Below are 12,554 nucleotides of genomic sequence, written 5' to 3'. Positions count from 1 at the left end.
TCAATGAAATGGAAAAATCAGCTCTGATAGATAGTGATGTAAATTATGACTGGAATTTTTTAAATTACCCAATACATACTGTTTCTGCTAAGCCTGAGCAAACATTAAAAGAATGTGCAATTCTACTAATTCATGGTTTCGGCGCTTCTACGGATCATTGGAGATTCAATATCCCTACTTTGAGTAACAAATACGAAGTTCATGCTATGGATCTACTTGGTTTTGGAAAAAGTCCTAAGCCTCAAGATGTTGAATACTCAGGATCTTTATGGAAAGATCAAGTTATCGCTTATATAAAAGAGAAAATAAAAAAACCTACAATTGTTGTTGGCAATTCATTAGGTGGTTATGCAGCATTAGCTGCCGGTTCAGAATTAAATGAACTAAACGCAGGAGTGATATTACTCAATGCTGCAGGATATTTTAGTGAAGAAAAAACTATCAAGAAGAATATTTTGCAAACTTCAATTGAAACAGTAGCCGGCATATTTTTGAAAAATGTTGTTCTTCAACGTTTGATTTTTGAGAATATGAGAAACCCAAAGAATATTAAAAAAACTCTTAATCAAGTTTATGTTGATAAGAAAAATGTTGATGATTTTTTAGTTGAGTCGATAAGAAAGCCTTCGCTAGATTACGGAGCTTTTAATGTTTTTAGAAGTGTATTTAACCCCTCAGGTCCTCAGGGATTGCCTTTGGATAAGTTATTTGCAAAACTCGATTCACCATTATTACTGCTCTGGGGAGGCAAAGATCCTTGGATGAATACTCCAAAAAAAAGAAATCTATATAAAAAATTTACACCTAAGAATACAAAAGAAATCATTCTTGACGCTGGACATTGTCCTCATGATGAAATACCTGAATTAGTTAATCAGCATATTTTGGATTGGGTTGATTCTCTTTAAGTAATAATTGTGAATATTAAATTAATTAATAAAGACCAAGGAATTTTTGTCTTTCAATTAGATCAAAAAAACTATATTAAATTTTGTCCTGAAAGAGGAGGTGTTATTACAAATTGGGTTTCGGATGGTAAAGATATACTTTATTTCGATGAAAAAAGATTTATTGATAAGACAAAAAGTATTAGGGGAGGCATTCCAATCTTATTTCCAATTTGTGGAAATCTCAGCACCTCGAGTTCAGTATTTGGAAAAGATTATTTGCATTTAATGCAACATGGTTTTGCTAGGGATTTGCAATGGCAATACTCCTTTAATGAAAATGAAAAATCTTTATGCTTATATTTAAATGAATCTAAAAAAACCAAAAAATATTATCCTTTCGATTTCGAACTAAGAATAAACGTTACCTTAAAGATTAACAGTTTAGAATTTGAAATCACGATTTACAACAAAACAGACATTGCTATGCCTATAAATTTTGGATTGCATCCTTATTTTAATGTTTCAGATTTCAAAAATTTAGAGTTTATTGATAATCCACTTAATTGTCAGAATCAAGAAAAAAATATCATAAGTAATACTTTGGATGAATTAAACAATATTAATTTAGGAGTTGACTTGCTTATGTATACAAATGGTAGGAGCGCTTTTCGAGATAATCTTTTTAAAAGACAGGTAACTTTAAATCATCCATATCCTTTTGACCTAGGCGTTATTTGGAGTGATCCCCCAAGAAGAATGATATGTCTTGAACCTTGGACTAGTCCTCGAAATTCTTTTGTTGATGGATTTAGAAAAATTATGATTCCTTCAAACAATATTCAAAGGTTTGATGCTTCAATCCAAATAAAATCGCTTAAGTAATTATGCAATACTTATGAAATTTGTTGTTATAGATGATGATCCAACAGGCTCTCAAACTGTGCATGATTGCTTATTACTTCTGAAGTGGGACTGCTCAACTTTAGTTAAAGGTTTTGAATCTAAATCTAATTTATTTTTTATTTTGGCTAATACAAGGTCACTATCGGAAAATGATGCGAAATTAAGAATAGAAGAAATTTGCAAAAATATTAAGACCGTTATAGCTTCTCAAACTTATGAAGAAGAAATTATTTTTATAAGTAGAGGAGATTCTACTCTTAGAGGACATAACTATTTAGAGCCAAGTGCCCTAAATAGTTGCTTAGGTCCTTTTGATGCTACTTTTCATATTCCAGCTTTTATAGAGGGTAAAAGATTAACAATTAATGGAGCACACTTTGTTGATAAAACCCCTATTAATCAAACAATTTTTGCAAGAGATAAAATTTTTGGATATAAGACCAGTAATGTCAAGAATCTGTTATTTCAGAAGAGTAAATCGCAAATAAATTTAGATGATATTCAAAATCTTTTTTTGTCAGATCTCGAAATTCTAAATGATGAAGAAAATAACATTGTTCTTAAAACACTAAAGAACTTGAAGAATAATAAACATGTAATTGTAGATGTAGAAAATTATTCTCAACTGAAAAAATTTTCTTTAATAATTAAAAAATTAACTAAACAAAAAAAATTCCTTTTTCGAACTGCAGCAAGTTTTATAAGTTCAATTTCTGACAAAAAAAGCGTTATTCAGTGTGAGTCATTTTTTTCTAATTTAAGAATAAGAAATAAAGAAAAAAGTTTTCTTCCAGGACTGGTAATTGTTGGATCTTATGAGGAACTTTCAACAATACAATTAGAACATTTATTAGAGATAAGTACTTGTAAGCCAATTGAATTAGATGTTTTTGAATTCTTTAAAATTACTTCATCAGAGAATAATCAGAAGCGAAAGAAATTGTTTAAAAATAAATTTTTGAAAGAAATTAGATTTTCTTTTGAGAATGGAAAAACTCCTGTATTGTTTACTTCAAGAAAATTTATGTTCTTAGATTATTCTGAACAATTTAATTTTTATAATTCACTTGCTTTATTTATTGCTGAATTAGTCGCAAATTTGAAGTATGAAATAGGATATTTGATTTCAAAAGGCGGAATAACAACAAATATTATTCTTAGTGATGGACTTAATGCAGATTATGTTTATCTTGAGGGACAGATTTTAACAGGCATTTCTGTAGTGACTTGCAATTTAAAAAATGATGAAAAGCTTCCTATCGTTACACATCCTGGAAATATTGGTACTAAAGATTCACTAGTTAATATATGGAAAGTTTTGGAAAATAAAAATAATTTTTAAAATTAGAAATTTGATATAATTTCTTCAGCAAAACTTCTGCAGGATAAGGGTTCTACCTTGGGTTCCATTAAACGTGCTAGATCATAGGTAACTTTTTTTTGCTCTATTGCCATACTTAAACCTTTAGTAATTAAGTTTGCTGCTTCATCCCAACCAAAATATTCAAGCATCATTACACCACTTAGAATTACTGAGCCTGGATTAATTTTATTTAATCCTGCATGTTTTGGCGCAGTACCATGGGTTGCTTCGAAAATTGCTGCATTATCTCCAATATTTGCACCAGGAGCCATGCCTAGGCCACCAACAATTGCAGCAGCTGCATCAGAAACATAGTCACCATTAAGATTTAATGTTGCAAGAATTGAATATTCTTGAGGTCGAGTTTGAATTTGTTGAAATATACTGTCAGCTATCCGATCATCAACAAGAATAAGTTCTCTCCATTTCCCATCTCCATGAGAATTTGATATTGATCCAATAACTTCTTTAATTTCTTCGCAGATAAATGCTTTTTTGTTATTTGTAAGCTTGTCAAAACCTGGTTCTATTTTTCGCGCATTATTTTCAATTGTAATTTCTGGATTTTTTTGAATATTATCTAAAATCCAGCTTTCTCTTTCTGTAATGCAATCTTTTCTAAATTCATTTACTGCTAATTCATATCCCCAATCTCTAAATGCACCTTCGGTATATTTCATGATATTACCTTTATGTACAAGAGTCACATGCCTTTTATCTCCTGATAATCTTTTTGCATGCTCAATAGCCTTTCTAATATGCCTTTGGCTACCTGATTTGCTGACTGGCTTTATTCCAATTCCTGATCCCTTTGGAATTGACCTATTTTTTAAATTTTTACTATTTGGTATTACAACGTTATTTAAGTGATTAATTAATTCAAGACAATTATTATCCTCAGCTTCCCATTCAATTCCCATGTAGATATCCTCAGTATTTTCTCTGTAAACAATAACGTCTAAATTTTGAGGATTTTTGTGAGGACTTGGAGTACCTGAATAATATCTGCATGGTCTAACACAGCTATATAAATCAAAGATTTGTCTTAATGCAACATTAAGAGATCTAATACCTCCACCGATGGGGGTCGTTAAAGGACCTTTGATGGCTATACCGAAGTGTCTGATTGCTTCAATTGTATCTTGTGGGAGATAGTTATAGGTTCCATAAAGTTCACAAGCTTCATCTCCTGCGTAAACTTTAAACCAATTAATTTTTCTTTCATCTCCATAGCTTTTTTTAATGGCTGCATCAAGAACAAGTTGAGTTGCTGGCCATATATCAACTCCAGTTCCATCACCCCTAATAAATGGAACAATTGGATTATTAGGAACATTCGGCTTGCCTTGATTAAAAGTTATTATCTCTCCTTCATTAGGTAAATTTAATTTTTCAAATTTTGGCATAGCATTGAATTAATAACAAAGATAACTTCTTGGAGTTCTTCGCATTGTAATTTGCGATGAGTTATTTTCTTTTAAAGCTAGAAATTTATTATTCAAATGTGAATAGAGAATACTTTATTGATCAGCATTTCAACATCTTTATTAAAAGAAAAAGAAGTTGTTAAGCAAGTTAAGGGAAATTATGTCATTTTCTAAAAAACACTTAGCTATTTATGAATGCAAGTTCAAATGTAAGTAATGTTGAAATAGCTAATAAAATTGCTACCACTGCAACTTTGTTTCGGAAATATTTTCCAGATGCCAGCGTAAACTTTAGTCCCTGGGATAATTCCAATAATGAATCTATGCAAGATACTATTGATTTTGCGTTTCATTTCCCTGGTTGGAGTCCTCTCATTGAATGCAGAGCAATACTTTTACAATTAAGAATTGAAAATGATAATAATAACAGAGTTCCAAAATTATTAGGCATAATAATGAGAGGTATGATTGTTCCCTCGGAGAGATGGAGAGTAGCTACTATCGGAGCCTGGGAGATGACTGGTACTCATTTACCGCAAAAAGAACAGAAAGATAATCTTTTTTTGGTTTGTAAAGAACTTTATAAGTTATTCTCTACAACATCCGCTGGTAACAAAAATTAGCTGTTTTATGTATTTTCCTTGTAGATTAAATACACTTACAAAATTAAAGCAAAATATATGGCAGTCGCTCTTGCAGGACAACTAAGAGAAGGGACAAAAAAATCCCATACTATGGCAGAAAACACTGGCTTTGTGGCTTGTTTTTTAAAAGGAGTTGTTGAAAAAAAATCTTATAGAAAATTGATTAGTGATTTATATTTTGTTTATGAGGCTATGGAAGAAGAAATTGAAAGATTGGTTTATGAGGAACATCCTGTAATAAAACCTATTGGTTTTAAATCATTATTCAGGAAAGAAACTCTTGAAAATGATCTTAAATTTTATTTTGGTGATAATTGGAAGAATCAAATTAATATTTCTCAATCTGCAAAAGAATACGTTGAAAGAATTCGTGAGGTTGCAAACAATTCACCAGAGTTATTAGTTGGTCACCACTACACACGCTATATAGGAGATTTATCAGGTGGTCAAATTCTTAAAAGGATCGCCAAAAAAGCATTAAATTTGCAGGGAAACGATGGTTTAAATTTTTATGAATTTGAATTAATTGCAGACGAAAAGAAATTCAAGGAAGAATATTCCCTTACTTTGAATCAACTTCCAATAAATCAAAAAACTGCTGATCAAATTATTGATGAAGCTAATCAAGCTTTTACTTACAATATGAAAATGTTTAAGGAGCTTGAAGGTAACTTGATTGCTGTTTTAGGAAAGATTGTATTCAATTACATTACAAAAAAAGTTAGGAAAGGAAGCACCGAGACCTAGTAGTTATGTTTGATTCATTAGTTGATTTCCTTAAAACCAATATTGATGAATTAAAAGGTCATGAAGTCCAAATATCTAGCGAATTCAAAGAACATCATAATGAGGACTCGAAATATATTATCAAAAATTGGCTTTTTTCATCTCCCGAATATAGAAAGTGGCGAATAACCAGATTAGATGGTGGCAAAAAACTTCAAGTATTTAATACAGTTGCATATCCAAATTTTGATAGTGAAGTGCCTATTCTAGGAGTTGATATTTTATGGTTTGGAACTTCTCAAAAGTTATTAGCAATTCTTGATTATCAACCTTTAATTCAAGAAGACAAGTATCTTGAAAAATATTGTTCAAGTTTAGGGAGTATTAAGAGCAAATATTATGCATTTGATAATAATAAAATGAAGAATATCTACGATTCAAAAAAGTATTTTTCCCCATGGGTAATTATATGTAGAGGAAATAAATTAAACCTTGATAGAGATTTAAATAATATATTCTATTCATTTGTAAATAATTATTTGAACATTTATAAATTGAATCCTGTTAATCAATTTTTAAATGCAGAAGAAATAAAGATTAATCAAATTAAATATGATAAGTACAGTTTTGAAAAAGACCCAGCAGAAAAATTATTTAAATCTTTTTTTGGAGAAAAATGGACAAAAAAATTTATTAATAAATTTCTTTTTACATTAAATAATGAGATTATTCATTGAATGTTAATACAAGATACTATTTTCTATAGACCAGATTGGAGATGGCATAAATTTCTAAAATATTTAATTAATAATTTGATTAAATATAACTGTTTAGAAAAAATAATACCCTCTGAATTTTCTTATAAAGATTCAAATTATGGTTCAAGAAAATCAAAAAAAAATGTTAATCTTTTTACTTGGGGTGTAACGCATAAAAAAAGAATTCAATTTGCAAGAGCAGTTTGTATTAACAGTCCAAATTATGCTGTTTTAAATTTTTTAATAATTCCAAATACTAGTTATAACGTCCCATTTTTTGGGGTAGATTTTGTTTCTCTACCTAATAGTCATTTATTAGTATTAGATTTCCAGCCTTCATTAAAAATACAAAATCAATATAGTAGTGAGTTATTAGAAAAACTAATAAAACTCAAAACTAGTTGTCATTCATCACTTCCATTAGCTGAAGAAATGTCTGCAGATGTAGCTAGATTTTTTTCTCCAGGAGTAATTTGGTCAAAATTACCAAAAGAAGAAAGTAGTGATTTTTTAATTGCTAATCAGCTTTATACGTCATTTAAGGAATATCTAAATTTGTATTTGGAAATTCTTTTCGAAACCAAGGAAGCCAATATAGATCTGCAAAAAAAATTATTAAATGGTCAAAATAATTATTTGAAATATAGAGAAGATAACGATCCAGCAAGGCCAATGTTATCAAGTTTATTTGGTAAGGAATTTACTGAATCTTTAATTAAAGAAGTTTTATTTACTACTTAAAAGGCTTATAATTTATCTAAATTTGAAATCATATGAAAAAAATTTCAGTTCTTTTTGTATGTTTGGGAAATATTTGTAGGTCTCCTGCTGCAGAAGCTATTTTTATAAGTCTGCTTGAAAAGAAGGGATTAAGCGATGGATTTATTGTAGATTCTGCTGGAACTGGGAGTTGGCATATCGGCAAAAAAGCTGACTATAGAATGAGAATTGCGGCTGAAAGAAGAGATATAAATATCTTAAGCACGGCTCGTCAAATTACTAGTAAAGATTTTGAAGAATTTAACTATATTCTTGCTATGGACGACTCAAATTTTAGAAATATTAAAGATCTTAAAAATAGAACATCTTCAATTGATTTTGCCTCAATAAAAAAAATACAAAATTTTAGGTCAGTTTTTAATGAGCAAGAAGTTCCTGACCCATATTTTGGAGGTGATGAGGGTTTTGATTATGTCCTTGATATTTTAGAAGACTCTGTAAGTGGCTTCTTGGAAAGTATTTCTTGAATTTATTGGATTTGAGTCTCTTTAGGAATCTTGTCATTATAAAGATCAATAATTTTATCTACTACCTCATTAATTGAAAATCCATCCGTAATAATTTCGATTGCATCATTCGCTTTTATGAGAGGTGAAATTTCCCTATTAGAATCTTCAAAATCTCTTTTCTTGATAAGTTCCTTTAATGTATGAAGGTCTATTTCTTGTGAATCTTTACTTTTTTTATCAGACTTTCTTCTTTTTGCTCTTTCATCGATGCTTGCAGTTAAAAATATTTTAAGTTCTGCATCAGGAAAAACAGTAGTTCCTATATCTCTTCCCTCAGCCACAAGTCCACCTGATGCGCCAATTTTTCTTTGTTCTTCTACTAAGAATTTTCTGACTTCTTTAATTGAGGAAATTTTAGACACGATGGAACTTATCTCTTGCGACCTAATTTCTTCAGTAACACAGTAGTTATTAATAAAAACATCCTGATGTGAATTTTCATTTGACTTGAACACAATAGAAATATCTTTAAGGATATTCTGCAATATTTTTTCTTTTTTATAATCAATATTTTCTTTTTTTAAGAGCCAACTCAATGCCCTATACATTGCACCAGTATCCAAATATAAAAGTTTAAGTTTCTTCGCTATTAACTTTGTTACAGTACTTTTACCTGACCCTGCAGGGCCATCAATTGCAATAATCGGCCTTCTTTTCATTAGAAAAACGTGATCAATTAATCTTGTCTCTCCACATCTTATCGCACCAGCCAGTATCGAAATATTATCCTCAAATCTTGATTGTTGGAGGGTATGAGGGTGTAAATGTTCTAAATATTCAATCGAAATTTTTTCTGCTGACAGCTTTTTAATTATTTCTTTTAAACTGATCTTTTTTTCTTGTTGAAATTTTGTTTTTGCTACTAATAACTCATTTGAAAAAAATCTAATTAATTTTCTTTCGTTTTTTGATAAATGTACATTACGAGAACTTAAAGGAATTCCATCAAAATCTCTTTGTGTAGGAATAGATTTAATAGCAACATTTAATTTATGTGTTAGGACAAGATTTTTTAATATTAAAAGTTGTTGCCAATCTTTTTCTCCTAAGTAAAGATTTTTTGGCTTGATGAGATTTAGTAATCTATAAACTACTGTACAAACGCCATCAAAATGTCCAATTCGATTTAATCCACATAATGCAGAAGATAATTCTGTTGAAGCTTTCAGCAATTTAATATTTTTATTATTCGGTGGATATATATCTTCAGTACTTGGGATGAAGATGGCATCTGCTCCATTTGCAAAGGAGATTTTAATATCATTGTCAATTGTTTTAGGGTAATTCTCCAAATCTGACTTGTTATCAAATTGAAGTGGATTAACAAAAATACTGACTAAATTAAAATTAGAATTATCATTTTTTGCTGTTGATATTAGTTTGATATGTCCATTATGAAGATTACCCATTGTTGGAATGAAGTTAATTTCACTATTGATATTTCTCTTCCAATTTTCAATTTCTTCAGTTTTCCTTATGATTACTTTCTTCACTTTGTTTTTAAAAAATAAATCTATTTGATAAATAATTACTGGACAAAAGCAATCTTCGGAGGAATATCTATATAGGAAAGTCTATCATTTTTATTTCATGGATTACAAAACATCAGGTGTTGATATAGAAGCTGGTCGAGAATTTGTTTCCAAAATTAAAAATGCAGTTGAAAGAACGCATACATCTAATGTGATTGAGGGTATTGGTGGGTTCGGAGGTTTGTTTAGAATTCCTATCGATAGTTTTAAAAAACCAGTTTTAGTTTCAGGAACTGATGGTGTTGGAACAAAATTAGAATTAGCCCAAAGTAAAAATTATCACTTTGAGGTTGGTATTGATCTAGTTGCCATGTGCATGAATGATATTATTACTAGCGGCGCCAAACCTTTATTTTTTCTAGATTATATTGCTACTGGTAAGCTTGATAAGAAACAATTATTGCAGGTTGTTCAGGGCATTTCACATGGCTGTGGAGAAAATGACTGTTCATTACTCGGTGGAGAAACTGCTGAAATGCCAGGATTTTATTCAAAAAATAAGTATGATCTGGCAGGATTTTGTGTAGGAATAGTTGATGAGGATAAGCTTATTAATGGTAAAAAAGTATCTGAAAATGACTTAATAATTGCTCTGAAAAGTAATGGAGTCCATAGTAACGGCTTTAGTTTAGTAAGAAAAATAATTCAAAACAATAATCAAATAGATAAAGAATTTGAAAAAGTTTCTCACTTAAATTTTTATGATGAGTTATTGAAACCTACAAAAATTTACAATAATGTGATTAACCAAATGTTATTTGAAAAAATAGAAATAAAAGCAATGGCGCATATTACTGGTGGAGGAATTCCAGAGAATCTGCCAAGATGTATCCCCTCTGACTTTATTCCTTATATAAATACCAATTCTTGGGAAATACCTATTTTATTTAAATTCCTAAAAGAGAAAGGAACAATTCCTGAAAAAGATTTTTGGAATACATTCAACCTTGGAGTCGGATTTTGTTTAATTATTGATAAACAATTTAAGAACGCAATATTAAATATCTGTAAAGATCATGACATCGATGGTTGGGAGATTGGAAAGATAGTTAGAAAGAAAGATTCAACAATTAGTAAATTTTTGCCTGAAATTTTAACTTAAATTTTGGTGACGCTAATTTAAATGAATTTTAAAAATTTTTTTTTATACACAAATGAAAAAGTTGGGTGTAATATAATAAAATTACAGCCGAATTATATCGGAAGTTTAAGTATTAAGATTTAACCTTTAATTCAATGCCTTTTGCAAATAATCAAAGAATTACACGTAGACGTAGTTCAGCTGGTCCTACACCTCCAAAAAGACCAATAGGTAATAATTCTGAATTTAGTGGTAGACAGGCTCAAGGTCCAAGGCCTACTTTTTTAACACTAAGGGATCATGGGAAAGTTTTTGTCGCTGATTTACCTAATTTGTCCGATGGTCAATTAGCTCATATTAGTAAAGAAGCTAATGAAGTTTTAAATAGTTTGGAAAAAAGGCTTAGTGATCTTGAAAATGAGCCTAATATTAGTAATCCTGAAAATGATACTCTGATAAAAGCATCTACCAAAAGAGATGTCACACTGAGGTTTATTAAATCCATAGAAGAAGAACAAGAACATAGAAAGAATAATCCTGCATTAAGAGATGCTGCTTCTGAATCGTTACCGAGAACTTTTCTTGAGGTTGCCAGACATAGATTGCCTGGAGCAACATTTGATTCACTACTTCGAGAGGCTCTTGAAGCATGCGCAGTTGATGAGACTACTGAAGAAAATCAAATTATTGATGAGCCAAAAGAAACTGTAAAAATAATGGATATACCCTCTTCCAACACAAATGCTTCGCTTATTGTTAGTATCGACCCAAGTAATGACTCCAAGAATGGCTCTATTTGATTCAAAACAAGAGTTAAAAAGTTTAAAGGTTCATAATAATTCAAAAATTAGTCTTCCTTCCAAGAAAGAGTCTGTTTTATGTAATCATTGCAAAAGGACAGCCTCAAATGGTGTTAGATGTTTAGGAATGTGTGTAGCAGATAATGATTACTAGAATAATTCCAATATACATAAAGTAATCTGATGAAAATAATTAATAAATCCAAGTAATGTCATTTATCAATAAATATATAAGTTAATATTTATCAAATACATAAAAGATTATTTTTCTACATATCAATAAGTAATTGAAACTTTTTACCTTTTACTTGAAATTGAAGTTCCTCGAATACTTCATAATTAAATTCGTAAAAAAATTAAAGAAGGCGGCACCCAGATTCGAACTAGGTTTTGTATTGTAAAAATTAATCTATATCTAAAGTTTTTGAGATCAAAATTTAAACTTTCCTACCACTTTCCTACCATTAGAAGTGTTGAATATTTACTTTCAATCTATTTATTTATTTTTAAGGTAGGAAATTAAATTACTTTTAGAATCAATTTATTTGATTAATTAAATAATTTTTTTAGTTAAACCAACTTCGATTTGTTGTCCAATATTGATGACCACAATTTGAACATCTATAGGTATTTTTATAGACATTTCTTGTTTCACGATTTAATCCTTGTCCAATCCAATATGTTCCATGCCATTCTTGATTTATATGTTCGGTACTATTAGGTGTTCCGCATTTCGAACATTTAGATGCTTCATATTCCCTATCAGCATGTAATTTTGCTCCCCTCTCTCTCAATCCTTTAGTTAATTTTCCTCCTAAAAAGATAGTCCCCGCTACTATAAGGAATGCAATTAAATATGTGAAAATTACCTCTAAATCCTCAAAATTAAATCCATACTTATTTAATATAAAAAAGAGAAAAATTGTTCCCATTAGTATATAAATAACTTTTTTATTTTTTCTAAATTTATAAGTTATTAGATCAATATCAAAAACATTTTGTGTTGTTTTTCTTTTTCTATCAATAAACCATGAATAATTGCAATCTTTGCACCTTAAAAAAGAAGTATTATTAGAAATTAAATTTACTGATTTGCATTTAGGGCAAGATCTAGGAATACTATTGTTCACTAAGTCGTTAA

The 12,554-nt window shown here is 29.6% G+C and carries 14 protein-coding genes; 11 read left to right on the top strand and 3 right to left on the bottom strand.

Translation table 11 applies throughout. The features are described from left to right. The first annotated feature begins 8 nt into the window (after positions 1 to 8). Genes EU96_RS05935 through EU96_RS05945 form a run of 3 tightly spaced genes read left to right on the top strand, consistent with a single transcriptional unit; the run spans position 9 to position 3,135 of the window. The gene (locus EU96_RS05935; protein ID WP_032526328.1) at positions 9 to 908 is read left to right on the top strand and encodes an alpha/beta fold hydrolase; all 900 of its coding nucleotides are present in this window, start codon (positions 9 to 11) and stop codon (positions 906 to 908) included. Between the two features lie 9 nt (positions 909 to 917). After that, positions 918 to 1,772, top strand: coding sequence for an aldose epimerase family protein (locus EU96_RS05940; protein WP_032526327.1), 855 nt, complete (start codon positions 918 to 920; stop codon positions 1,770 to 1,772). A gap of 13 nt (positions 1,773 to 1,785) precedes the next feature. Then, positions 1,786 to 3,135 carry a four-carbon acid sugar kinase family protein gene (locus EU96_RS05945; protein ID WP_032526325.1) on the top strand — a complete coding sequence of 450 codons (1,350 nt, stop codon included), beginning with the start codon at positions 1,786 to 1,788 and terminating at the stop codon, positions 3,133 to 3,135. Between the two features lie 2 nt (positions 3,136 to 3,137). Here the strand turns inward: EU96_RS05945 and EU96_RS05950 are convergent, their stop codons facing one another. Continuing rightward, positions 3,138 to 4,562, bottom strand: a complete 1,425-nt coding sequence (locus tag EU96_RS05950) for an NADP-dependent isocitrate dehydrogenase (protein ID WP_032526324.1) — start codon at positions 4,560 to 4,562, stop codon at positions 3,138 to 3,140. Positions 4,563 to 4,774: 212 nt separating this feature from the next. Here EU96_RS05950 and EU96_RS05955 point away from each other — a divergent pair, with 212 nt between their 5' ends. Genes EU96_RS05955 through EU96_RS05975 form a run of 5 tightly spaced genes read left to right on the top strand, consistent with a single transcriptional unit; the run spans position 4,775 to position 7,958 of the window. Then, positions 4,775 to 5,206: a hypothetical protein gene (locus EU96_RS05955; RefSeq protein WP_032526323.1), complete on the top strand. Its 432-nt coding sequence runs from the start codon at positions 4,775 to 4,777 to the stop codon at positions 5,204 to 5,206. Between the two features lie 57 nt (positions 5,207 to 5,263). Further along, a complete protein-coding gene (locus tag EU96_RS05960; protein WP_032526321.1) occupies positions 5,264 to 5,974 on the top strand; it encodes a heme oxygenase (biliverdin-producing) in 711 nt (236 codons plus the stop codon). Between the two features lie 5 nt (positions 5,975 to 5,979). Then, positions 5,980 to 6,690 (top strand): 15,16-dihydrobiliverdin:ferredoxin oxidoreductase, encoded by a 711-nt coding sequence (locus EU96_RS05965; protein WP_032526319.1) that lies wholly within the window; start codon positions 5,980 to 5,982, stop codon positions 6,688 to 6,690. Next, positions 6,691 to 7,452, top strand: a complete 762-nt coding sequence (locus tag EU96_RS05970; protein ID WP_032526318.1) for a phycoerythrobilin:ferredoxin oxidoreductase — start codon at positions 6,691 to 6,693, stop codon at positions 7,450 to 7,452. It abuts the gene before it with no gap. 32 nt (positions 7,453 to 7,484) lie between these two features. After that, positions 7,485 to 7,958 (top strand): low molecular weight protein-tyrosine-phosphatase, encoded by a 474-nt coding sequence (locus tag EU96_RS05975; protein WP_032526317.1) that lies wholly within the window; start codon positions 7,485 to 7,487, stop codon positions 7,956 to 7,958. A gap of 2 nt (positions 7,959 to 7,960) precedes the next feature. On the opposite strand, the gene EU96_RS05980 is transcribed toward EU96_RS05975, so the two are convergent. Then, positions 7,961 to 9,493 (bottom strand): bifunctional pantoate--beta-alanine ligase/(d)CMP kinase, encoded by a 1,533-nt coding sequence (locus tag EU96_RS05980; RefSeq protein ID WP_032526316.1) that lies wholly within the window; start codon positions 9,491 to 9,493, stop codon positions 7,961 to 7,963. 97 nt (positions 9,494 to 9,590) lie between these two features. Between EU96_RS05980 and purM the strand changes: the two genes are divergently transcribed. The 3 genes from purM (at position 9,591) to EU96_RS10205 (ending at position 11,567) form a co-directional block, all read left to right on the top strand. After that, positions 9,591 to 10,634 carry a phosphoribosylformylglycinamidine cyclo-ligase gene (gene purM, locus EU96_RS05985; protein WP_032526315.1) on the top strand — a complete coding sequence of 348 codons (1,044 nt, stop codon included), beginning with the start codon at positions 9,591 to 9,593 and terminating at the stop codon, positions 10,632 to 10,634. Between the two features lie 134 nt (positions 10,635 to 10,768). Continuing rightward, complete coding sequence (locus tag EU96_RS05990; protein ID WP_032526314.1) at positions 10,769 to 11,413, top strand: hypothetical protein; 645 nt, start codon at positions 10,769 to 10,771, stop codon at positions 11,411 to 11,413. Then, entirely contained in the window at positions 11,400 to 11,567 is a 168-nt protein-coding gene (locus EU96_RS10205; protein ID WP_193741308.1) for a hypothetical protein, read from the top strand. Before EU96_RS05990 ends, EU96_RS10205 begins: the two co-directional genes overlap by 14 nt. Before the next feature lie 412 nt (positions 11,568 to 11,979). Here the strand turns inward: EU96_RS10205 and EU96_RS05995 are convergent, their stop codons facing one another. Further along, positions 11,980 to 12,543, bottom strand: a complete 564-nt coding sequence (locus EU96_RS05995) for a hypothetical protein (protein ID WP_032526313.1) — start codon at positions 12,541 to 12,543, stop codon at positions 11,980 to 11,982. Positions 12,544 to 12,554: the final 11 nt, after the last annotated feature.

This window comes from Prochlorococcus marinus str. MIT 9302 (genome assembly GCF_000759975.1).
Taxonomy (GTDB): domain Bacteria; phylum Cyanobacteriota; class Cyanobacteriia; order PCC-6307; family Cyanobiaceae; genus Prochlorococcus_A; species Prochlorococcus_A marinus_M.
The sequence above is the reverse complement of the archived record's forward strand: the minus strand, read 5'-3'. Positions and strand labels throughout refer to the sequence as shown.